The organism is Nocardia anaemiae NBRC 100462, from assembly GCF_001612725.1.
Lineage (GTDB): Bacteria > Actinomycetota > Actinomycetes > Mycobacteriales > Mycobacteriaceae > Nocardia > Nocardia anaemiae.
Genome location: NZ_BDAZ01000072.1, coordinates 1 through 21,827, shown reverse-complemented (window position 1 = coordinate 21,827; position 21,827 = coordinate 1). Strand labels below are relative to the sequence as shown.

At 62.8% G+C, this 21,827-nt stretch carries 20 protein-coding genes and 2 pseudogenes; 2 read left to right on the top strand and 20 right to left on the bottom strand.

The annotated features are described in order from the left end of the window. Positions 1 to 283 precede the first annotated feature (283 nt). Complete coding sequence (locus NA5_RS33305) at positions 284 to 928, top strand: hypothetical protein (protein WP_062993006.1); 645 nt, start codon at positions 284 to 286, stop codon at positions 926 to 928. Positions 929 to 1,070: 142 nt separating this feature from the next. Next, positions 1,071 to 1,997: pseudogene (locus tag NA5_RS33300) on the top strand (AMP-binding protein); the annotation flags it as partial. A 1,071-nt stretch (positions 1,998 to 3,068) separates the two neighbouring features. Here NA5_RS33300 and NA5_RS41935 read toward each other — a convergent pair. From NA5_RS41935 to NA5_RS33205, 20 genes and pseudogenes are all read right to left on the bottom strand, one after another. Then, a complete protein-coding gene (locus NA5_RS41935; protein WP_218020214.1) occupies positions 3,069 to 3,587 on the bottom strand; it encodes a transposase in 519 nt (172 codons plus the stop codon). After that, complete coding sequence (locus NA5_RS41930; RefSeq protein ID WP_371856478.1) at positions 3,560 to 4,051, bottom strand: IS110 family transposase; 492 nt, start codon at positions 4,049 to 4,051, stop codon at positions 3,560 to 3,562. The genes NA5_RS41935 and NA5_RS41930 overlap by 28 nt, the downstream gene beginning before the upstream one ends. Before the next feature lie 153 nt (positions 4,052 to 4,204). Beyond that, a pseudogene (locus tag NA5_RS41500) lies at positions 4,205 to 4,430 on the bottom strand (IS3-like element IS987 family transposase); the annotation flags it as partial. Between the two features lie 112 nt (positions 4,431 to 4,542). Beyond that, the gene (locus NA5_RS33285) at positions 4,543 to 5,193 is read right to left on the bottom strand and encodes a GntR family transcriptional regulator (RefSeq protein ID WP_062993003.1); all 651 of its coding nucleotides are present in this window, start codon (positions 5,191 to 5,193) and stop codon (positions 4,543 to 4,545) included. A gap of 341 nt (positions 5,194 to 5,534) precedes the next feature. After that, positions 5,535 to 6,659 carry an N-methyl-L-tryptophan oxidase gene (gene solA, locus NA5_RS33280; protein WP_062993002.1) on the bottom strand — a complete coding sequence of 375 codons (1,125 nt, stop codon included), beginning with the start codon at positions 6,657 to 6,659 and terminating at the stop codon, positions 5,535 to 5,537. Positions 6,660 to 6,662: 3 nt separating this feature from the next. Beyond that, positions 6,663 to 6,989 carry a hypothetical protein gene (locus tag NA5_RS33275; protein ID WP_062993001.1) on the bottom strand — a complete coding sequence of 109 codons (327 nt, stop codon included), beginning with the start codon at positions 6,987 to 6,989 and terminating at the stop codon, positions 6,663 to 6,665. Between the two features lie 149 nt (positions 6,990 to 7,138). Next, positions 7,139 to 8,545 carry an NAD(P)/FAD-dependent oxidoreductase gene (locus NA5_RS33270; RefSeq protein ID WP_218020212.1) on the bottom strand — a complete coding sequence of 469 codons (1,407 nt, stop codon included), beginning with the start codon at positions 8,543 to 8,545 and terminating at the stop codon, positions 7,139 to 7,141. A 20-nt stretch (positions 8,546 to 8,565) separates the two neighbouring features. After that, complete coding sequence (locus tag NA5_RS33265; RefSeq protein WP_062992999.1) at positions 8,566 to 9,300, bottom strand: SDR family NAD(P)-dependent oxidoreductase; 735 nt, start codon at positions 9,298 to 9,300, stop codon at positions 8,566 to 8,568. Between the two features lie 66 nt (positions 9,301 to 9,366). Then, entirely contained in the window at positions 9,367 to 10,485 is a 1,119-nt protein-coding gene (locus NA5_RS33260; protein WP_245672512.1) for an alanine racemase, read from the bottom strand. Between the two features lie 101 nt (positions 10,486 to 10,586). Continuing rightward, the gene (locus NA5_RS33255) at positions 10,587 to 11,072 is read right to left on the bottom strand and encodes a RidA family protein (protein WP_062992997.1); all 486 of its coding nucleotides are present in this window, start codon (positions 11,070 to 11,072) and stop codon (positions 10,587 to 10,589) included. Between the two features lie 45 nt (positions 11,073 to 11,117). Next, a complete protein-coding gene (locus NA5_RS33250; RefSeq protein WP_062992996.1) occupies positions 11,118 to 11,804 on the bottom strand; it encodes a haloacid dehalogenase type II in 687 nt (228 codons plus the stop codon). A 434-nt stretch (positions 11,805 to 12,238) separates the two neighbouring features. Beyond that, complete coding sequence (locus NA5_RS33245) at positions 12,239 to 12,925, bottom strand: GntR family transcriptional regulator (RefSeq protein WP_084484625.1); 687 nt, start codon at positions 12,923 to 12,925, stop codon at positions 12,239 to 12,241. A 362-nt stretch (positions 12,926 to 13,287) separates the two neighbouring features. Next, positions 13,288 to 13,650, bottom strand: a complete 363-nt coding sequence (locus NA5_RS33240) for a cupin domain-containing protein (RefSeq protein ID WP_062992995.1) — start codon at positions 13,648 to 13,650, stop codon at positions 13,288 to 13,290. A gap of 255 nt (positions 13,651 to 13,905) precedes the next feature. Beyond that, positions 13,906 to 14,562 (bottom strand): GntR family transcriptional regulator, encoded by a 657-nt coding sequence (locus tag NA5_RS33235; RefSeq protein WP_245672510.1) that lies wholly within the window; start codon positions 14,560 to 14,562, stop codon positions 13,906 to 13,908. A 61-nt stretch (positions 14,563 to 14,623) separates the two neighbouring features. Beyond that, positions 14,624 to 16,078: an NAD-dependent succinate-semialdehyde dehydrogenase gene (locus tag NA5_RS33230; RefSeq protein ID WP_062992993.1), complete on the bottom strand. Its 1,455-nt coding sequence runs from the start codon at positions 16,076 to 16,078 to the stop codon at positions 14,624 to 14,626. A 79-nt stretch (positions 16,079 to 16,157) separates the two neighbouring features. Further along, a complete protein-coding gene (locus NA5_RS33225) occupies positions 16,158 to 17,411 on the bottom strand; it encodes an aspartate aminotransferase family protein (RefSeq protein ID WP_062992992.1) in 1,254 nt (417 codons plus the stop codon). A gap of 131 nt (positions 17,412 to 17,542) precedes the next feature. Further along, a complete protein-coding gene (locus tag NA5_RS33220; RefSeq protein WP_062992991.1) occupies positions 17,543 to 18,739 on the bottom strand; it encodes an FAD-dependent oxidoreductase in 1,197 nt (398 codons plus the stop codon). Between the two features lie 5 nt (positions 18,740 to 18,744). Then, complete coding sequence (locus NA5_RS33215) at positions 18,745 to 19,512, bottom strand: amino acid ABC transporter ATP-binding protein (protein ID WP_062992990.1); 768 nt, start codon at positions 19,510 to 19,512, stop codon at positions 18,745 to 18,747. Next, entirely contained in the window at positions 19,509 to 20,423 is a 915-nt protein-coding gene (locus tag NA5_RS33210) for an amino acid ABC transporter permease (protein WP_062992989.1), read from the bottom strand. Before NA5_RS33210 ends, NA5_RS33215 begins: the two co-directional genes overlap by 4 nt. Before the next feature lie 9 nt (positions 20,424 to 20,432). Then, positions 20,433 to 21,350, bottom strand: a complete 918-nt coding sequence (locus tag NA5_RS33205; protein WP_062992988.1) for an ABC transporter substrate-binding protein — start codon at positions 21,348 to 21,350, stop codon at positions 20,433 to 20,435. Positions 21,351 to 21,827: the final 477 nt, after the last annotated feature.

Sequence of the window (21,827 nt, the reverse complement as noted above, 5' to 3'; positions counted from 1 at the left end):
ACCCGGCAACGGCTCCAAATGATCCAAAATCACCTGAAGCTCCTTCGGCAGAGCCGTTCCCGCATGCGCACTCGGCACCGTCGGCACACCCGCGCGAGCGTGGGATCGCTGCCACGATCCAGGTCCCGGCCGATCAAACCGGACACCGCCGCAATCGCGGCCGCCGATGATCTTCGAAACCGCCGATCACTGCAGGCAGCGGACCCGCACGCGCTTCCGTGCGTATGGCGGTGTGCAAAGGGTAGGCCGCATATGTGCACCTACTTCGACGAATGGAGGCGCCATGAGAGACGTCGACGACACCGTCCACGCAGGCCACGGCCGTCGCCTTCGAATTCCCCGCAGCCGAGGAGCCCTCGGCGGGCTCGCGGTGCTAGTGCTGGGCATCTGGGGTGCGCTGATCCCGTTCATCGGACCCTACTTCGGCTTCGCGTTCACTCCGGACGACCCGTGGGTGTGGACGGCGGCGCGCGGGTGGCTCCAGGTGTTGCCCGGCGTCGCCGCGATCATCGGCGGATTGCTCATGCTGGCCAGCCGCAACCGGCTTGTGGCGAGCTTCGGCGCGTGGCTGGCAGTGGCGGCGGGCTTGTGGTTCGTGATCGGGCCGATACTGGCGCACACACTGAAAATCGGGGATGTCGGCGAACCCGTCGCCACGTCCGACCTGAAACGGGCCCTGCTACAACTGGCCTACTTCTATGGTCTCGGGGCGCTGATCCTGTTCTTCGCCGCGACCTCGCTCGGCCGATTGTCCGTGCGCAGCGCACGCGATATCGCCTTCGCGCGACGCGAGGTCGATGCCAGAGCCGCCGCCGAGGCCGACAGTCGGCATCGCGTAGCCGACGCGCCGGGCCCTGTGGAACCCGCCTCCCGAGCCGATGCCACACCGGGGCCGCGACCGAACAAACCCGGGCTGTATCGCAGCTGACCTCACGCTTCGCCGACCACACCGTCCACACGGCGGGCCTACGGCCGGTGACGATGGATCTTCATGGACACGGCCGTTCCGGCGCGGCGCCGTTGGGATGGGACGATGCCGCCGCCGGCCTCGGCGTGCTGGCCGAACACCCGCAATGATGTCTGGCGCCTCGCTCATCATGCCCGACCGTTTCCTGCAGCCGGGCACACTACTGGAACTCATGGCCGCCGAACGACCCAGTTTCGCCGCGGCAGTACCCACCGTGTGGAACGGCGTCCTGGCCGCACTCGCCCAGCGGCCACAGGACATCGGCCACCTGCGGTCGGTGGTGGTCGGCGGCTCGGCGGTACCCGCACAGATGATCCGCGCGTTCGCCGACGAACATCGCGTCGAGATCGTCCAGGCGTGGGGTATGACCGAAACCTCGCCGCTGGGCACCATCGCCTGGCCGCCCAGCGGTTTGTCCGCCGAGGAGGAATTCGACTATCGGGTGACGCAGGGACGCTTCCCTGCGTCGGTACAGGCCCGTCTGGTCGGGGACGACGGTTCGATCCGGCCCTGGGACGGGAAATCTCTAGGCGAGTTGCAGATCCGTGGTCCCTGGATCACCGGCAGCTATTACGTTCCGGACGGAGCGACGACCGGTTCCGGCGCCTTCTCCGACGGGTGGCTGCGTACCGGCGATATCGGATTCATCAGCCCGGACGGCTATCTGACGCTGGTGGACCGGGCCAAGGACATTATCAAATCCGGCGGTGAATGGATTTCGTCGGTGGACCTGGAGAACACCGTCATGGCCCATCCCGCCGTCGCTGAGGCCGCCGTATTCGGCGTACCCGACGAGAAGTGGGACGAACGGCCCGTGGTCGCCACCGTGCTGCACGGCGGCGCCACCGCCAGTGCCGCCGAATTGCGACGCTTTCTCGCGGATACGTTCGCCCGCTGGCAATTGCCGGAACGGTGGGCCTTCCTCCCCGAAATCCCCAAGACCAGCGTCGGCAAATTCGACAAGAAGGTCCTGCGGGGGAAGTATGCCGCGGGCGAGCTGGAAATTGTAGCGGTGCCGTCGGCAGCCTGAACGAAGGCGGGGTGTCCCTCATCCGGCGGCGGACATCCTGCTACGCGAAAAAGGACGCATAGACCGGTGGCAACCCGTCTCCCTCACCCTCACCATTTGAAGCAGCCAACAGACCGAGACCGAATCAATCGATACAACGTCCCCCACGCAGCTACCTCCACCACGGTACCAAAAACGTTACAAGTCAAGACAATACGGACATCACAACATTGTCAGCGACTCCATGCTATGTTCCAGCGAACCGAAATAGCCTCCACTTGAACACCAATCAGCGTCAAGGATGACGTAGATCTGTGATCAAGTCCCCTCTCGCGCACTGCTCGAGTACGTATTTGCGTCAAATTTGATGCAAATACGTGCTCGATCACCCACTCTTCCCCCTCCGAGTCGCTCACGGCCGCCCCTGTCGTGGCGCACATGCGCCGAAAGCAGCACTCGCACCACACATTGACGTCAGAAATGACCCCTCCCGCGTGTTCGAGTGAATTTCGCCCAGTTCTCTAGCACGCGCATTCGGCACAACTGAGCCATCCGCGTGCACGAGGGCCTCCTCGCGCACATTCGCCCTCGCTCGGGCAGTCATACCTGGCCGAGATCAGACAGCGAAGCCGCTCGCAGCACACAGTTCCGTCACCGTCGACACCTCCGCGTGCGCGAGCGGGAGTCCGTCGCCCCTCTCTAACATGCGGCAGCAGCACGACTGAGACGGACGCATGCACGACCAATTCCGTGCGCACGTCGTCGGAAACTGCACACAGGCGAGCCACACGAAATGGCATTGGTGGGGCTCGTTTGCGTCAGCACGAGCAAGCAGGAGACAAGGCGCCAGCACGCCGACCTCTATCCGAGGATGCCGCTGGTGTAGAGGGGGGCGGCCATGGATCTGTCTCGTGACGGTGCGGTTGCGGTATTCGTAATACGTTGATGAGGCGACTTTCACTCCGAGCTCGGTGAGCCCGGCGCAGATGGACTCGACGCCCGCCGCAGGCCGCCGCTCTCGGGGGCCCTGGTGTTCGGTGATGAACCCGATTATCAGCGCTGTCGCCGGTCTATCTCGGCGATGCTCCTATGTCAAGCCGCCTGCAACACAGCCGGTTTCGTGAGCTCCGATGGCGACTGAGCGGCGGCTCGCTCGTCGGTGATCAAAGCGCGGTAGACGACATCGGACAGCCGCCGGCACAGCAGGCGCATAGCCTCGACGCCGGTCTTGCCGCGAGCGGTGAGCTTGCCGACGTAGTCCTTGCTGGGGCCTAGGCCACGGGTTTGGGTAAGCGCGATCATGTGCAGGGCACAGTTGATCCAGCGGTTCCCGCCGCGGTTGAGCCGGACCTTGCCCGGCGTGCTGCCCGACCAAACCGGGATCGGCGCGGTCCCTGTAAATCGCGCATAGGCGTCTTTGTTCCGGAACCGTTGTGCCCCAGCGGTTTCGCCGATGATCACTGCCGCCGAAAGCACCCCGCATCCGGGGACGGCGAGCAGGCGTGGTGCCAGCAGCCGGACCCGGTCACGCAGCTGCCGTTCCAGATCGTTGATCTGACGGGTCAGCTCGCGGCAGCGGCCCGTCATCTCTCGCGTGAGCTGGGCGACCAACCCGTTGAAGCTGGTGAGGCGTTCGGCGAGGTCGTCAATGACGCAGTAGCGGCGCAGCCCACGAGCCGGAATCCGAGACCGGGGTCGAGTTCGTGAAGGTGCCAGCGCAGCTGGTTGATCAGCTCCGTCCGCTCGGTAACCAGGACATGCCGGTAGTCCGACAGCAGTTTCACCTCCCGTGCTGGACCGTCCAGGCGGCCGGTCGGGAGGTCCGGCTCGCGCAGCGCCGCGTGCGCGACGGCGAGGGCGTCGATCGGGTCGGACTTGCCCTTCTCCCGGCCACCACGACGAGCAGCGGCCATCAAGTGCGTCGGCACCCGAACAACTTCGAATCCTGCTGCGAGAAGGTCCCGTTCGAGCCCGCGTGTCACGTGGCGGCAGTCCTCCATGGCGAACTTCGCCTCCGGCCACGTTTCATCCTCTCCACGGGCTCGGAATCTGGCGAGCCGAGTGAGGACGGGCACGCGTCAATCGGGCATCGAGCGCGCTCCTATCAGGCCACGAACCCCACCGGCCGGAACCCGGCGGGGGCCGCACATCGTGACAAGCTACTAGCATCAAACAGCCGGGGAGAGCGAACCCGCTGGGCTTGATCGTCCTTACATTGACGCGAAGAAAGCCGCTTTCAGAATTGCGTTGGCGCGCTCGAGTTCTGCGTTCTCACGCCGCAGTCGCTTCAGTTCCTCGGACTCCTCGGTCGTGACACCCGACGCGCACCGGTGTCGACCTCACTTTGGCGCACCCACATCCGCACCGTCTCCGGGTGGCCGATTCCCGACAACTCGGCTACTGCCCGCATCGCCGCCCACTCCGACCATGCTGATGACGGATCTCCACAAACATCCGCACGGCCCGCTCACGCAGTTCGACCGGGTACTTCCTCCTCGACACGACTCCATCCTTCACAAGAGATGAAGTCCCGGACTCACCGGGGGGGATTCACAGTCCGTCTCGTTTACAGTTGGGCTCGGAGTGCGTTTTGCATTTGACTGACCAGCTCCTGGCGGAAGCCATCGATGTCACCCTCCAAAACAAGCGCAGCCAGTCTCTCGTGCTCAACGGCAATGTCATGCAGGTTGCTGTAACTACGATGGTCGACTGCGAGGTAGAGACGCAGTTTGGTCTCCCAACCATTCCAAAGACCTTGCAGAACGGCGTTTCCCGAAGAGTCGTAGAAGAGCCTGTGGAAGCGAAGATGAGCGTCAATGCTGGCCGGGATATCGTTCGTGTCCGTGGCGCGGTGGAGTTCCTCGATGGTTTGCATTAGCCGAGGCCGCTCAGGACCGCACAGCTTTTCGGCCGAGAGCTCAGCAGCGTATGGCTCGACAAGTACGCGGATCGATGCGATCTCGGCGACGTCGCGTGCAGTCACCTCCACAACGAACGCCCCCCGGAAGGGGATCTTCACGACCAGCCCCTCCTCCTCGAGCCTGGTCAGCGCCTCGCGTAGCGGGGACCGACTGATCCCGAGATCTTCAGCAATGTGTGTCTCGCGCAGTTGTCCACCTTGAGGCACAGTTCCGTCAAGGATGGCGGTACGCAGCAAGCGGTAGACGCCGTCCGGCGTCGTGGTCCGCTGCTCTTGCCACTGGAACTTGCGGTCCATCGGGCCCTCTCTTTGTCGATTGTCGACTATACAGGCCCCGACGTCGTGGGACCTGTGTCGTGCGCCGCTCTCGGGCATTGCAGTGCATGCTGCCACCGCAACTCCTCGCCCAAAGCGACATCGTGAGTGCAGCGTTTGGGCTGTCCTCCTCGCCATCCGCATACCGTTAGGGCCCAGTCGTCGGCCAGAACTTGCCGGTGCGACCCACGGACCTCCGAGGACATATACGATGCCGTGCCGGTCTGCCCATTCCGGCAGTCCTCGGAGGAAAGCACAGGCGTATTGCAACACTGTGCGATGCCCAGACCCGTACTACTCACTGACAGAGTGGTCTAGCCCGTCTAGAACCGCTGAGGGCGTACGAATTCCAGGCCTTCGAATGACTGTTTGCCGAGCGCTTCGTACGCGGCAATGTGGCCGTACCCGGTGGCATTTTTGAATCCGCCGCCGGAGAAGCCGGTGGCGCAGTAGATCCTGCTCGACTCGCTGAACCGGCCCACCAGCGGATTCCGGTCCTCGGTGTAGAGGTCCGGGAAGGCGTCTGAGCGGACGATCGTCGGGATGAGGCAGGGGAAGAATTCCGAGACTGTTTCGGTGGTCTCAGTGATTTCGGCTGTGGTGAGTTCCCTGGCGACGCCGCCTGGGTCGGATGTTGCTGTCCCCCGGCCGTCAAGAGTGGCTTTGACGGTGACCCCGTCGACGGCGGGGGCCCCATACATTGAGCGGCCCTCATAGAGTCGGCTGAAAATGGGAAAACGATCCGGTGTGAACTCGGCTGCGTCGCGGGCGACGAACCAGGTCAGGAAGATCCGTTTGGTTTCCGTGGCAGCCGCGAGATGGTCGGGCATGAGGCGTTGGGACCATCCGCCGCAGGAGACGATGACGTTCTCGAAGGTCCAGGATTTCTCACCCGAAGTCACAACCACCCCGTGTGTGTTTTCTCGGATGGCGTCGATGGAGGTGTGGGTCTGGACTTGCGCGCCGTTGGCCTGGGCTGCGGTGACGGCGGCGGTGACGGCACGATCGGTGCGTATGACCCCGGCGTTGGGGTCGTAGACGGCGATGTCGTCAGCCCGGAGGTTGTGTTGCGGGTAGCGTTCGGCCATTTCCCCGCGGGTGAGGATTTCGTGAGCCGCCCCGTTGGTTCTGGTGGTCTCGAGGAGGCTGCGGAGGTAGGCCCCGTCGGCGGTTCCGATGGAGAGTCCGCCGCAGCGGGTCAGGATGTGCTGTCCGGTATCCGCTTCCAGTTCGCCCCAGAGATCCCGTGAGCGTTCCAGAATGGGGTAGTAGCTGGGGTTGCCGCGGTAGACCATGCGGAACAGGCGGGTATCTCCGCCTACGGCGCTGCGGCCGTGGGCGGGCGAGTGGGCCTCGAATCCGACGACGGAGTCGGTCAGCCGCGAGGCCTGCCACAGTGCCATGCTGCCGATGCTGCCCAGGCCAATGACGGCGAGTTTTCCATCCACGTTCTACAGCACCTTTTCCAGCAACGACTGGGGGTTAATACTCTGAGGGCAGCCATCATGGCAGCATTGGTCGGCTTGCCCCTGAATCAGGCCGCCTACATGGCGGAGATCATCCGAGGTGGCCTCTGTGCGGTCGGCAAGAAAGACCGTGAGCATCAGGGCGCGGCGGATCGACTCGTGCGTGAAACACTTCGCTGCCACATCCCACTTGAAGTTCGGATTGGTCGCAACGGAAAAGTGGAGGCCCAGGCCAAGCGCGACCCATGCCACGTATTCAAAGACGCTTCTAGGCTGCAGCCCACGCTCGAGCGCGGGATCCAATTCACCCATTTCAGTGTCATTTCTTTCGGTAACTGTTGGCAGCACGGGATTACCAATTAGCAGATCTTGGCAGCAGTGATGGCGCCTGTTTCGAGCCCAAGCGGGCCCGGGCGCACCTCGAGCGCGCCGCGCAGCCGTGGGAAGCCTGGTTCGTCGCACTATTCGTGCAGTCCAGCGAGTCTGCTGCCGAATCTGGCCAAGAGCGAGGTCTTGTGGGAATCCCTGCGCTCTTCCCATTGATCAGCAAGACCAAAAAGCCGGTACATTGCGTGAACACCTAGCCAGCGGATGGGCTCCGGTTCCCATTTCCGTGCGCGGTAGCCGACCCAGGGAAGTGTCGTCCTTTCTGTCTCTTGTTCGAAAGCCAGCTCCGCGAGAGTGCGCCCGCCGACGTAGGCTGCCGTCACGCCGTGTCCTGCATATCCGGCAGAAGATCCAATCCCGGACGCTGGATCCCAATGCACCCCGCCGTTCCAGTCACGGGTAACCCCGAGGACTCCCGACCAGGCGTGGTCCACTTCGAAATCGATACCGGGGAAGAAGGAGCCGAGCTTTTCAGAGAGCAGGTCAATAGTGGACTGGCCAGTGGAACCGGTATCGCCCGTGCCGGATGCGTAGCGGTAGGGTGCGCCCCGCCCGCCGATCGCGATACGGCCGTCCGATGTTCGCTGTGCATAGATGAAAGTGTGTGCTGAGTCGCTGAGACACTGCAGGCCGTTCCAGCCGATCTGCTGCCACGCGTCCTCCGATAGCGGCTGGGTCACGATCATCGAGGAATTGATCGGTATCAGAGTCCTGCTACCGAGCAGCTGTCCGGAATACCCTTCGGTGCAGATGAACGTTTTAGCCGCGGCCATCCGCCCGCCGACCAGACTGAGCGTCGTCCCATCGATACTGTCGACCCGGCTGCCTTCGTAGATGCTGACACCCATGTCTGTGAGCGTGTCAGCAAGACCATAGACAAGTTTCGCCGGGTGGAGCCGCGCACAATGCTTGTAATAGAGACCTCCATGGACGGTGGCTATGTTGATTCTGCTTTGGAACTCGTCCCGGGCGAGCAGTTGCACCTCGTCCGCGGTCAACCCATATTTCAAATCGGCTTCACGTCGGGTTACAAGCCTGCCTAGCCCCGCCCGGGTGTGGGCTGCCGTAAGGGTGCCACCTTTGTGCTGATCCGCGTTGATGCCCTCGGCTTGAAGGATATCCAGGACTGAGTCGACGCCGGCGATAAACTCCTGCTGCAGTGCCCGGCTCGCTTCCACCCCGCCCCCGGATATGCGAGCAAAAGTGGCTCGATTTCCTGGAATGAGCGCCGATAGCCAGCCGCCGTTGCGTCCGGACGCTCCGTAGCCAACCTGTTCTGCCTCGAATACCGCGACCGAGAGTGAAGGTTCTATTTTCTTGGCGAAGTACGCGGCCCACAGGCCTGTGTAGCCACCACCGATGATTGCCAGGTCCACGGCATCCAGGTCCGTGAAACGAGGGTACGTGGGCCTCTCATCCGCGAGTCCGGCCATCCAGAAGCCGAGTTCCCCGTTTCGGGGTATTGCCGCAAGGCCTTTCATTTTTGTCCTCTTTGCGTTGTTCAGAAGGCGGTGTAGCCGCCGTCGACGGGGAGGACCGCGCCGGTGATGTAGGACGATTCCGACGATGCCAGGAAAAGTACGGCGTCGGCGATCTCTTCGGGGGTGGCGAGGCGTTGGAGCGGTATCTGGGCCTCGCGCTGGCGGCGCTGGGCCTCGGGGTCGGTTCTGCGCTGGAACGATGCCTCGATGACCGGGGTTGCGGTAAGCCCTGGAGCGACGACGTTGACGCGGATGTTGCGTGCGGCCCATTCGATCGCGGCGCCCTTGGCGAGCATGATGAGACCTCCTTTAGCCGCGGAGTAAAGGACTTCATCGGGCTTGCCGACCATGCCGAGCCGGGAACTGACGCAGACAAACGAACCTCCTGCGGCGGGCATCAGCGGTGCGAAGTGCTTCATCACCAAGAAGGCGCTGAGCAGGTTGGTGTGGAGCACATCCCTCGCATCGTCGTAGTCCATGTCGGTGAGCGGGCCACTGAGCTGTAGACCGTGGTTGAGGACGACGACGTCGATGGCGCCGAACGCCTCGGCGGCCTGCCGGGCCAGGCCCTCGACGAACGCCTCGTCGTTGAGGTCTCCGGGGACGTACCGGTCTTCGAGCCGGGTACTGTCCATTCGTTCCTTGCGGCCGGTGAGTAGCAGTCGCGCGCCTTCGCGGCGGAAGTGGGAACTCACTGCCGCCCCGATTCCGCTGCTGGCGCCGGTTACCAGGGCCGTGACCTTGTCAAGTCTCATGCCAGACACTCCTTTGTCAGATATTGCTCGGGTTGTTTGCTCGAGCCAGGTTCCCTCCGGGACGGATTAGCTGAGGAATCCGCGGGCATCGACCGGCCACCGCTCGAGCGACGTGCCCGTGCTGTCGGTGATGATCAATTCCTCGAAATTGAGGACGACCGGGCAGACGTGGTTCGGCACTACCGGAAGCACGGTGCCGATGCCGGGGCGGAAATCGCCGGCGGGCAGCGGGAGAAATCCGTGGTACTCGTTGAGTTTGGCCAGGACGGCCGTGGTGCCGGGGACGGCACCGTAGCCGATCTCGAGGCTGCCTTCGCGGCCGAGGGCTTTGGTACCCACATCGAGGATGCACTGATCCTGGATCCAGTCGCTGACGACTGTGCCGGCGACGAACAGAGCAATCTGATCCTCGGTGCAAGCGTCGAGCCGGGTGTTGTTCAAGTCGTTGAACACATACTCGCCGGGACGGATCTCGGTGATCACGCTGCTGGTGGAGAACTCGGCGGTAGGGGTGGAGCCCGCGCTGACCACCTCTGCGCTTATACCCACCGCGTTGAGGCTGCGCACTGCGGTGGTGAGCGCGACGTCCTGGTCTCGAGCGGCACGCTTGCGAGCGTCCCGGCTGGAGCTGCCGTGACCGGGATACGTGAAGACGCCTACCGGCACCAGGCCGCGCTTGCGGGCGGTGACCGCGAGGTCTCCCGCGATCTCGGGCGGCGCACCGGAACGTCGGGCGCCACAGTCGATCTCGATCACGACCTGCAGCCGTTCCGCTTCGTCTCCCATCGCGTCGGCGATGGCATCGATCGCAGCGAAGTTGTCGACGCCGAGCCGCAGCCGGGTGGTCTCGGCGAGTCGGCGGATCCGCGGCCCCTTAGTTCCAGCGGGCCAGATCGGGTAGGCGATGAATATGTCGTCGAACCCGGCCGCGGCGAAGACCTCAGCCTCACCCACGTTGCCTGCGGTGATTCCCACCGCTCCGGCCTCGACCTGGCGCCGACCGATTTCGACGCATTTGTGCGTCTTGACATGTGGCCTGAGGTCCACGTTCTGCTGGGCGGCAAGGCCCTGCATACGGTCGATGTTGCCCTGCATCACGTCGACCAGCACAATCGGTGCGGGAGTGTCGACCCGCTCGACTAGAGCGTCGAGTGCTCGTTGGAGCCGGTTCACGCTGTTCCTCATGAATCTGTCTTTGAGTGGAAAAGGAGTGCGTAGGCATTCCCTCGATTGCCGCAAGTTCAGGACCCGTACCGCGGGTCCCGAAGAATGCCCCCGCGTGCCGCCTAGGCGGACGTGCAGACCATCTGGATCTCTACAGGGGTATTGAGCGGTAGCCCGGCGACTCCGATCGCAGTGCGGGCGTGCCGTCCGTTCTCGCCCAACACCTCGATGAGCAAATCACTGGCCGCGTCGGCGACCCGCGACTGCAGACCGAAGTCCGGCGTACTGGCCACGAAGACCAGCATCTGCACGATCCGGACCCGGTCCAGATCTCCCACCGCCCGCGCCGCGGCAGCAAGGCAGTTGAGCGCGGCATGACGCGCGAGCTCCTGCGCAGTCTCCAACTCCACGTCCCGGCCGACAACGCCCTGCCCCAGCAGCTCACCGTCCTTGAAAGGCAGTTGGCCCGAGATATGGATGCTGGAGCCCACCGCCCGGTGATGCACGAAGTACGCGTTACTCGCGAGGACGGGAAGCTTCAAACCGAGGGTTCTGAGCCGGTCTGAAGCCGAGCCGCCCTTTACGGTTCGAGGTAGCGGCGGACTCATGCCCCCACCGCCCTTGCGTGGATCACGATCATTTGTACTTATCCACTAAGCGGTAGGACGTGGGAGGCCGAAGATGACAGGGAGGTCGGCGATGTCGGTGATCCGTTCGTAGCCGAGCCAGTGCTCGTCGGCCTCGAAGCCCCTGTCCACATACACCTTGTTCTTGATACCCATGATGGCCGCGGATCGGTGGTCGTACATCGGGCTCGCCGAGACGTGCACGATCTCCTCGGGTGCCGCGCCCAGCTTGTCGAACATGTACTCAAAGGCACCCAGCCGTGGCTTGTAGACGCCCATCTGCTCGGCAGTAATCACGACATCGAACGGAGCCTCAAGGTTCTCCACCAGGCGCGTCGCATGCGCGTCGTCGCTGTTGGTGATGATGACCAGCGGGACTTCCTCGGCCAGGCGGTTCAGTGCCTCAGTGACACCGGGGTAGGGACCCCAGGTGGGGATGATCTCGTAGACCGCCCGCGCGTCGCCCGCACGGTACTCAATGCCGACCCTACGGGAGGCGCGTTCCATGGAGTTGGCGACGATCTGGTGGAACGGTTTGTAGTCGCCCATGCACTCGTCGATCCGGTACGCCTTGCAGGCCCGCAAGTAATCATCGGCGAGTTCGGCCGACAGCCGGTCGCCCAAGATCTCACGGATCGCGTCATTGATCCGGAAGTGGATCAGCGTTCCGTTCATGTCGAACGTAACGAACTTCGGTTTGGTTTCGAATGCCATGACTCCTCCATCACTTCGTGCCAAGTATCGTCGATTGTCGACAATCTCGTCGATTGTCGACGATACGACCGCACTTGTCGACTGTCAACGACTGGAGGCGTAAACGTGAGCCTAGGTGCGGTGGTAAAGGCGGTCCGGTAGGAGCAACCGGCGAAGACACCTGAATTGTCGAGAACCGATCTTGGGCTCGAGGGGGCACTGCATCGCCGCGTGGATGATCATGTCGGCGTGGAGGTTTGGGTGCGGGATTACGAATCGGGCCGGCCTGGTGACGGCTTCAGGTACACCTACGGTCCGACCGTCGTTGGGTGTGTCCGGGTGAACCGGAGATCGGGGATGTGAGTGGGCGCCGAGCTGGACGCCATCGAGAACCATCTGCTGCGACGACGAAACAGCGACACGGGAGCGACACGGCCAGGCAGGAGATCGAGGGCCTACCGGTCGCCGTCGCGTTCGCGGCGTGCGCTTGTCAGCGAGTCGACCGCGTCGGTCATGTGCCGATCGATTTCTGCCAGCATCTCGGGGAGATCACCACCGAGCAACCGATCGAGCAACCGCTGGTGTTCCTCGATCGCCGTAGGCGGCCGGATGTACCGAGCATCAAAAGCCGACATGCACAGCATCGTCTCGGCGGCGAGTGTGGAGAACATACGGCTCAGCCGTGGGCTTTGCGCGGCCTCGACCATCGTTTCGTGGAAATGGAGGTCCTCGCGGGCGAGTCTTTTCCAGTCGCCGGCATTCATGTACTGGGCGATGTTTTGCAGAATTTCCTGGAGACGATCCACGAGTTCGGCCGGAATCCCGCGTTCGTACACGGTGCTCGCCGCTTCCTTCTCGACAGCGCGCCGGCCACGGTAGATGTCCTCGATGTCGCTGATGTCGAGATCGACGACGAAGACACCGCGGTTGCGGTGGTTGACCAGGAGTCCCTCTTGGGCGAGGCGCTGGACGGCCTCTCGGACGGGACCGCGGCTCATCTGCAGCCGGGCGGCTAGTTGCGATTCGCTGATCTGCTCCCCCGGGGCGAAGCTGCCATCCAGGATCAGTTCCCGCAGCTGCTCCGCGATCACCGCAGAGGTGACCCGAAGAGGCATGGGAACCATGTTGTCGACGCCGGCCATCTGTTGCTGCTGCCTTTCCCCGAATGCACTGTCAACCGCGCCTGATGAACGGCTATTGCTGACTTGTGAATTGTTGACAGTTGGCGATATTACACCTCAGCGCCGAACGGCATCAGTGGCCCGCCGTGCACCGCGGCACATCCTGCGGATACGTCGGCGCAGAGCCGCCCCCCGAGATCCTAATCCGTTCAATCGAGTTCGATTCGCAGGAGGGCCCTGGCTGATTTCGCCTGCACCCCCTGTACCGTCGGTTTCCCGTCTGCCGAGCTAGTTCTGGGGGGGGACGGCATGCACCGCAGCAGGGTAGGCGCGATCCACGGGATCTGGCCTGCCCTCGTGCGATGTGCTGTTATTTCCGCTGATCAGTCGACCGCGCCCGAAAGGTCCTGCACAACCCACATCTTGCGGAGGGGCGTGTGGATGGTCCAGGTGCCCTCCCAACCGGCGGGGGTCACGAACAACGAACCCGGACCGATGTCGAAGCTGTTGCCGTTGGATTCGGTGATGGTGGCGGTTCCACTGAGAATCTGGCAGATCTCGTTGTAGCCGTCCCGGGTGCTCGTGAACGTTCCCGGGGTGACCTCCCAGATTCCCGTCCGAAGACCGTTTCCGTCCCATAGTCCCAGGGAGACTTCAGTCTGACCGGGCGTCGTGGACGTGGCCTTAGGGATATGGTTCCCAGTGTTCTCAGTTGTTGCATCACTCATGACGGTCGCCTTGACCATGGTTACTCCGTTTCTGGGGCACGCTTGGCTGACGTGCCTCGGCTGGGGTGGCACGGAACCTACCCGTGCAACTGTCACCAATCTAGATAGGGCTCGGTTCTGGAAGCCTTCTCCCCCTTTGCTTTTCGCTAGTCGATTTGGGCATGGAGCAACCCCTTCCGGCCAGCCAGTCCGGTGATATCGTCCGCGAACGGGGACCGACAACGAACCGGCGAATCAAGTCCCCGCCCAGGCATGCACAACATTTCGGCCCAACTACTTCTGAAGTGTTCTTGCGGTGAGATCGTCAACGGCCTTGCGCAAGTGACGACTGATGGCCTGCTCCAACCCTTCGCTGTCGCCCGCTTTCAATAAGTCCAGGAGATTCTGGTGCTCCTGCACCAGGGCGCCCACTCGGGGATAGGAAACTCGGAGGTTGAGGATGCACATTCTCGATTCGGCTGCCAATGTGTCGTAGATCCGAATCAAACGTGAGTTTCCCGTCCCTTCGACAAATGAGGTGTGGAATTTCATATCCAGTCGGGTGAGCGCTTGCCAGTCCGATAATTCTACCTGCGCTGCCATTTCTTTCAGCGTTACTTGCAGCGACCGGCAGACGCGAGCGATTTGTTCCGGTCCGGTTGACAGGAGGATATTCGCGGATGCTGATTCCACGGCCTCACGCACCGCGTAGATCTCTTTGATGTCGTCTATCGACAACTCGGGCACGAAGACGCCGCGGTTCCGCAGACTGACGAGTATCCCTTCCTGGGCCAGCCGCTGCAGTGCTTCACGGACTGGGCCCCTGGATGTGTGCAGCTGACCTGCCAGGACGGATTCGTTGATTTGCTGCCCGGGGCGGAAAATGCCTTGGATGATTTGTTCCCGCAGATGATCGGCAATCAATTGTGCTGTGGGGCGTCCCTCTAACACAAGGAGCCCCTCCGTCGACGCCATGGAATCTCGCTTACCACTTCTCGGACGCAAAGCGCGCCTAAAGCGCTATCGCGGTGTATTTGTATTCGAGAAACTCGTCGATGCCGACCTTGCCGCCCTCGCGTCCCAGGCCAGACTGCTTGACGCCGCCGAACGGAGCCGCTGGATTCGACACGAGACCCGTATTCAGACCGACCATTCCCACTTCCAGTTCGGAAGAGAAACGCATTGCCTTGTCTACGCTTTCGGTGAATACATAGCCAACGAGCCCCCAGTTCGTGTCGTTTGCCAGGCGCACCGCTTCGTCCTCGCTGTCGAAGGGGGTGATGGCCGCGACCGGTCCGAAGATCTCGGTTGTCATCAGTTCCGCATCGAGGGGAACATCGGTCAGGACGGTGGGGGTGTAAAAGTATCCGGGCCCCTCGGGGCGGTTGCCGCCGGTGAGGATGCGAGCGCCCTTGGCGAGCGCGTCGGCCACCAAGCCCTCGACCTTGTCCAGGGCTTTCTGTTCGATGAGGGGGCCGACATCGGTCCCCTCCAGGGCGCCGTTGCCGATCTGCAGTTCGGCCATCCGCTTGGCGAGCTTTTCTCCGAATTCCTCAGCGAGTGAACGGTGGACGAAGAATCGGTTCGCGGCAGTGCATGCTTCTCCCATGTTGCGCATCTTGGCCTGCATGGCCCCGGCGACAGCGCGTTCGACGTCAGCGTCGGGCAGGACCACGAACGGCGCGTTGCCGCCCAGTTCCATGGAGGCGCGCATGACGTTATCGGCTGCCTGCCGCAACAGGATCTTGCCGACCTCGGTGGATCCGGTGAAACTGACCTTGCGTGCGATACCGCTGTTCATCCACGCCTCCACCACGCTGGCGGGGCTGGCGGTGGTCACGACGTTGAGAACCCCGTCCGGCAGGCCGGCCTGCCGGAAGATTTCGACCAAAGCGAGCGATGTCAGCGGGGTCAGGTCAGCGGGCTTGAACACCATCGTGCACCCGGCCGCAACCGCCGGGGCGATCTTGCGGGCCCCCATCGCCAGCGGAAAGTTCCACGGCGTCACCAATACACACGGCCCGACCGGCTCTTTGCTGATCAGGATTCGGGTGTTTCCATCGACGGAGGTGGTGTGGTCTCCGCCGATACGAATGGCCTCCTCGGAGAACCACCGCAGGAACTCGGCGCCGTAGGCCACTTCGCCTGTGGCTTCAGCGAGGGGCTTGCCCATCTCCGCAGTCATGATGGCGGCCAGCCGGTCGGTGTTGGCGACAACGAGGTCGTAGGCGCGGCGCAGGATGTCCGCGCGCTCGCGCGGGGTGGATTTGCTCCACGTCGCCTGTGCGCGACCAGCTGCCGCGATGGCGTCGAGAGCATCATCGAGCCCACCGTCGGCCACCTCAGCAATGACTTCGTGCGTTGCCGGGTTTTCCACGGTGAAGGTGGCTTCGCCCGCTGCTTTCTGCCAGGAACCGTCGATGAACAGGTCGGTGTGCAGCGTGGTGGGGTCAAGGGAGGAGCTCATTGTCGCACTTTCGGTGATCGAGGGACGGGTTCCGCAGGTGGGGATCAGTTCGTCGTCTGGCGGAATCCATGTGGGATGTCTAGGTGGTCGCGGTCTTCAGCGCCTGCGTGAATTTCGTGAGGCCGACTCGGATTTCGTCGCTGGTGACGTTGAGAGCCGGAATGATGCGAATGACGTTTCCGTACGGACCACAGGTGAGAAGCAGCAGTTCCGCGTCGACGGCGGCCTGTTGCACGGCCAGTGCAGTGGCAGCGTCCGGGGTGTTGTCGGCGGTGGTGAATTCAACGCCCTGCATCAAGCCACGGCCACGGATGTTCCCGATTCCGGAGAACTCGGTCGCGAGGCTTTCCAGGCCCGCGCGCAGCTCGTCGCCCCGGAGCCGGGCATTGGACACGAGGTTCTCGCGCGCGATGACGCCGAGCGTCGCGACGCCGGCAGCGGCGGCGACGGCGTTGCCTCCGTACGTACCGCCCTGAGAGCCCGGCCATGCCTTGGCCATCAGCTCCGTCGGGGCCGCTATCGCGGAGATGGGGAATCCGCTCGCCAGGCCCTTCGCCGTGATGACGACGTCCGGCCGGATGCCGGCCCAGTCGTGTCCCCAGAACTTACCGGTCCGCCCCACACCAGCCTGGACTTCGTCCACGATCAGCACGATGCCGTGCTGATCGGCGCGTTCGCGCAAACCGTGCAGGAAGGTTGGCGGGGTAGGGATATAACCGCCGTCGCCGAGTACGGGCTCGATGATGAACCCAGCCGTGTCCGCGGGGGTGCTGATCGTCTGCAGGAGGTGATCGAGTTCCTTCAGGGCAAAGGCAACTGCCGTTTCTTCGTCCCAACCGAAGCGGAATGCGTGGGGGAAGGGGGCGATGTGCACTCCGCCCATCAGCGGCGAGAATCCGGAGCGGAACTTGGTGCCGGCGGTGGTCAGTGAGGCGGCACCCACGGTCCGGCCGTGAAAGCCTCCGTGGAACGAGATGATGTTGGGACGTCCGGTCGCCATGCGCGCCAGACGAATTGAGGCCTCGACCGCTTCGGAACCGGAGGTGGCGTAGAAGACGCTGTCCAGGCCAGCGGGCAGGAACTCGCCCAGTTTGTCGGTCAGCTCGAGCAAGGGTTTGTGCATCACCGTCGTGTACTGGGCATGAACAATCTTGCCCACCTGCTCGCGGGCCGCGGCGACGACGTCCGGGTGGCAGTGACCGGTGCTGGTCACACCGATGCCGGTGGTGAAGTCGAGGTACTTCTTGCCGTCTGTGGCGTACACCCAACTACCGGCCGCATAGTCGACGACGACCGGGGTGGCCTGCTTGAGAACGGGACTGAGAGCTGCCATGGACTCATACTTTCCTACCGGATTGTCAATTGTCAACAATTGGCAATTTGCTGGCTGGTTTGATGCGGGTACGGGCGAGGCACGCAGCCTCGTCCTGTCTCGCAGGACTACATCGGGACTAGGTCGAAGTCTTATGACCCCACGCGCCGGCTTCCACCGGACACCTTGGCGGTGGGATCCTGGCAGTCGCGCGCTGTGGATGATCGGTACCGCTCAGGCCGCAGGAAATCCAGTCCGTGGAAGGACCGCGTGCCCAGGGCCTCGTGCGCGGCGATCTCACCGAAGCCGGAGGCCATTTTGAAGCCGGCGCCGGAAAATCCGGTGGCGCAGTAGATTCTGCTGTTCTCCCACAGGCGGCCGAGCAGGGGGTTCTTGTCTGCGGTAAAGAGGTCCGGGAAGGCATCGGAGCGGACGATGTTCGGAAAAAGACCCGGCAGGAACTCGATGACCGTATCGGCGGTCTCCGCGGTTTCCTCCGCCGTGAGATCTCGCGGCACCGCGTCGGCGCGTGGGGTGGGCGCTCCGCGACCGTCCAGGGTTGCCTTGACGGTCACCCCATCGACGCTGGGAGCTCCGTACATGGAACGATCTCCGGAGATCCGGATGAAGATGGGGAATCGCTCCGGCGCGAACTCGGCGGCGTCCCTGGCCACGAACCAAGATAGGAAGATCCGCCGCGTGTCGGTAACTGCCCTCAAATAGTTGGGCATCAGGCGGCGGGACCAGCCGCCCGAGGAAACTATGACGTTCTCGAATTTCCACGAGCTGGACCCGGAGGTAATAACGACGCCGTCGTCGGTATCGCGGATGTCGTCGATCGGAGTATTGGTGAGTACCGTTGCTCCGTTCGCTTGGGCGGCGTCCACCGCCGCCGTGACCGCGCGGTCGGTCCGCAGGACGCCGGCATGGGGATCGAATACCGCTTGGTCGTCCGGCCGAAGATTGTGTTGCGGGTACAGCTCGGCCATCGCGCCGCGGGTCAGTATTTCGTGGTCCGCCCCGGTCAGTCGGGTGGTTTCGAGCAGGTGCGGGAGATACGGTCCGTCCACCGTTCCGATGGACAATCCGCCGCAGCGCGTCAGGATTTGTTGACCTGAGTCGGCCTCGAGCGCGGCCCAGAGGCGGCGGGAGCGCTCGAGGATGGGATAGTAGTTCGGCGTTCCTCGATACAGCATGCGGAACAGGCGGGTGTCGCCGCCGACGGCGCTGCGGCCATGGCCCGGGGATTGTGCCTCGAATCCAACCACCGAGTTGGACGATCGGGACGCCTGCCACAATGCCATGCTGCCAATGCTGCCAAGGCCGATGACGGCAAGTTGTCCATCCATTGTGTTCAGAGCACCTTTTCCAGGAAGGCCTGGGTGCGGCGTTCCTTCGGGTGGGCAAGGACCTCACGGGCATCACCGCGTTCGACGATGCATCCCTCGTCCATGAACAGCAGCGAGTCGGCCACCTCCCGGGCGAAACCCATCTCATGGGTGACCACGACCATGGTCATGCCCTTCTGGGCCAAGTCCTTCATGACGGCGAGGACTTCCCCAACCTTTTCGGGATCCAGCGCGCTTGTGGGCTCGTCGAACAGCATGATCTGCGGATCCATAGCCAACGCTCGCGCGATGGCTACGCGCTGTTGCTGGCCGCCGGACAGCTGCGCGGGATAGTGGCCGCCGAAACCACTGAGTCCCACGCTCGCCAACAGTTGCTGCGCCTGCTCGGCTGCCTGTGCCTTGTCACCGCCCTTGACCAGCACGGGACCGGCCATGATGTTGTCCCGGGCGGTCATATTGGGAAAGAGGTTGAACTGTTGGAAGACGATGCCGACCTTAGTGCGCTGCGCGGCCAGGCGTTTGCGGCTCAGGGCGTGGAAGGCGGTGTCTGTTTCGTAGTAGCCGAAGTGTTCGCCATTGACCTTCAGAACTCCGAGATCGATGGTCTCGAGGCCGTTGACGCAGCGGAGCAATGTCGATTTGCCGGAGCCGCTGGGGCCGATGATGCAACAGATCTCCCCACTGGCGATATCGACGTCGATGTTTTTCAGAACTGTTTTGGAGCCGAAGGATTTACGGATTCCTCGGCCGTGTATCGTTCCGTCGCAAGTCATCGGGCAATACCTTCCGAATCTGTCAGCACAGCCCTCTTCGCTTTCCGGGGAAGCCTCGATGCCGAACGGGAGTATCTCTTCTCTAGCTGGGATTGCGGGTAGCTCAGAACCAGGGTCATCACGAGGTACCACAGGCTGGCAACGATCAGTAGCGGGATGGTCTCGTAGGTGCGGGCGTAGATCAGCTGCGCGCTCTGGAGCAGTTCCGCGACACCCAGCACGCTGACCAGGGAGGTCTCCTTGAACATTCCGATGACCTGGTTTCCAGTTGCCGGAATGATCGACGGCATCGCCTGAGGGATGATGACCTTGCGCATCTTCATCGCGCTGCTCATGCCCAACGAGTCGGCGGCCTCGATCTGGCCTTTGGCCACCGAGGAGAAGCCGCCGCGGATGATCTCTGCCATGTACGCCGCTTCATTGAGAGTGAGGCCGATGACGGCGGCCATGAGGGGGGTGATGAGGGCATTGACGTCGATGGCTATGCCGCCGATGGACAGGTTCGGGTACAGCGCGGCGATGTTGAACCAGAAGATCAGCTGGACCAGCACCGGAGTGCCTCGAAAGAAAGTGATGTACACCCCGGCCGTTGCGGCGACCGGCTTGATGCTCGAGCACCGCATGATCGCGATGATCAGCCCCAGCAGCGTTCCGAGGACCATACTGACCACTGTCAAGACGATCGTCAGGACCAGGCCGTGCAGGATCGATTCATCGGTGAAGTATTTGGCGACCACGTTCCACTGGAAGTTGGGGTTGGTCGAGACTGAGACGAGTATTCCCGCGGCGAGCAGGATGCACACCGCCCAAGCCGCGTATTCGGACGCACTTCTTCGCCGGAGCCTCGGTTTGAGGGCGGGGTCGATCCCGTTAATCGTCGGGTTATTTCCGTGGGTAGTCAGTTGCACCATGGTGTCTCCCTAGTTGAGGTGGGCTTCGGTGATGCCCCCACTAGTGAGCCCCCAATTGGTGAGCGAGGTCTTGTACTCGGGGCTGTCGAGGACCGATTGAACGGCTACTTGCAGAGCGGGAGTCAGCGGGGAGCCCTTCTTCAGGGCGACAGCAACGTTGTGGTCCGAACGCGTGTCGACCTCTGGAGTGAGGATGGTGAAGGTGTTCGGCTGCTGCTTTTCTGCCCATACCAGTGAAGGGGTGTCGTAGAAGACACCGTCGACCCGCTTGGAGTGCAGCTGGGTAAGCGCTTCCTGGACATTGGGAAGGGTGACGGCATTGATCGCTGGCTTGCCCCGCGAGACGCACGTCCATTCGGACACGTGGGGCAGGTGTATGAGCTGACCGCTCGAGCCCTTCGTCACGGCAATGTTCCTGCCGCACAAATCGTCGTTGTTCAGGTGGAGCGGGTTGCCGGCGGCGACAGCCACGGATAGGCCGTTACTGAAGTAGTTGATCATGTCCATGACCTTGAGCCGGTCCGCTGTGGGCACCATCGTGGTCACGGTGAAGTCGAATCGGCCACCATCGATGCCAGGAACGATGGTGTCGAAGCTGGTGTTGACGAACTTCACCCGGAGTCCGAGCTTCTTACCCACCAGACGGGCCACATCAGGGTTGAGGCCGATGGGAGTGGTGTTGTCGTCGGCAAGGAAGGTGGTCGGCGGGTAGTGGAGGTCCATCGCCACCGTCAGTTCGCCCTTGTCTTTGAATGAGGCGGGCAACAGTGCGACGGCGGCGCCGTCCGGCTTCACTCCCTCGGAGATATCGGCCGTATTCGACGTCGCACCCGTCGGCCCGTGGGTGTCAGCGCTGCCGCACGCGCTCAGGGCAAACAGGAGGGCGAAGCCGGCCGTTACGGCCTGAACTTTTGTGCTTGTCTTCATGGGTTTCCTTCGAATGATTTCAGCGCAAGGGATTCGCTGAAGGGATCGCGGGTTCTCAGATTCCCGGCCGGTGGATTCCTGTTGGCGCAGGTGGCGGGGTGTGCGTGCGGGCATCTGCACTTCCGGACAGGCCTCATACAACCACCTCCACATCGAATTGTCGACAGTTGACAGCGATGTTCCTCACAATTGAATCACCGGTGCGATGGATCACACTACGCTGATCGTAAACTGTTGACAATCGACAATCTAGGGGCTTAGGGTCGGTTCAGCAGGCAACGAAAGTCCTGCGTGAGGGTGGCCACCGCCGCCCGCAACTCCGCATCCTCCCGGGAACGGCAGTGGTTCCCGAACCCTCGCCGCCCCTCTTCAATGAAACGGAAGACCATGGCAGACAAGTCTTTCCGGCCGAAGTATGTCTCCTTCGACTGCTACGGCACGCTGATCAACTTCGATATCGATCCCACCACCCGCCGA

Coding starts and splice junctions, on each gene's coding strand:
- NA5_RS33240 (WP_062992995.1), bottom strand. CDS start 13,650: ATGGTCAAGGCGACCGTCATGAGTGATGCAACAACTGAGAACACTGGG.
- NA5_RS33250 (WP_062992996.1), bottom strand. CDS start 11,804: ATGGCATTCGAAACCAAACCGAAGTTCGTTACGTTCGACATGAACGGA.
- NA5_RS33230 (WP_062992993.1), bottom strand. CDS start 16,078: ATGAGCTCCTCCCTTGACCCCACCACGCTGCACACCGACCTGTTCATC.
- NA5_RS33260 (WP_245672512.1), bottom strand. CDS start 10,485: ATGAGGAACAGCGTGAACCGGCTCCAACGAGCACTCGACGCTCTAGTC.
- NA5_RS33270 (WP_218020212.1), bottom strand. CDS start 8,545: ATGAAAGGCCTTGCGGCAATACCCCGAAACGGGGAACTCGGCTTCTGG.
- NA5_RS33285 (WP_062993003.1), bottom strand. CDS start 5,193: ATGGACCGCAAGTTCCAGTGGCAAGAGCAGCGGACCACGACGCCGGAC.
- NA5_RS33220 (WP_062992991.1), bottom strand. CDS start 18,739: ATGGATGGACAACTTGCCGTCATCGGCCTTGGCAGCATTGGCAGCATG.
- NA5_RS33275 (WP_062993001.1), bottom strand. CDS start 6,989: ATGGGTGAATTGGATCCCGCGCTCGAGCGTGGGCTGCAGCCTAGAAGC.
- NA5_RS33305 (WP_062993006.1), top strand. CDS start 284: ATGAGAGACGTCGACGACACCGTCCACGCAGGCCACGGCCGTCGCCTT.
- NA5_RS33205 (WP_062992988.1), bottom strand. CDS start 21,350: ATGAAGACAAGCACAAAAGTTCAGGCCGTAACGGCCGGCTTCGCCCTC.
- NA5_RS33210 (WP_062992989.1), bottom strand. CDS start 20,423: ATGGTGCAACTGACTACCCACGGAAATAACCCGACGATTAACGGGATC.
- NA5_RS33255 (WP_062992997.1), bottom strand. CDS start 11,072: ATGAGTCCGCCGCTACCTCGAACCGTAAAGGGCGGCTCGGCTTCAGAC.
- NA5_RS33245 (WP_084484625.1), bottom strand. CDS start 12,925: ATGGCCGGCGTCGACAACATGGTTCCCATGCCTCTTCGGGTCACCTCT.
- NA5_RS33225 (WP_062992992.1), bottom strand. CDS start 17,411: ATGGCAGCTCTCAGTCCCGTTCTCAAGCAGGCCACCCCGGTCGTCGTC.
- NA5_RS33215 (WP_062992990.1), bottom strand. CDS start 19,512: ATGACTTGCGACGGAACGATACACGGCCGAGGAATCCGTAAATCCTTC.
- NA5_RS33265 (WP_062992999.1), bottom strand. CDS start 9,300: ATGAGACTTGACAAGGTCACGGCCCTGGTAACCGGCGCCAGCAGCGGA.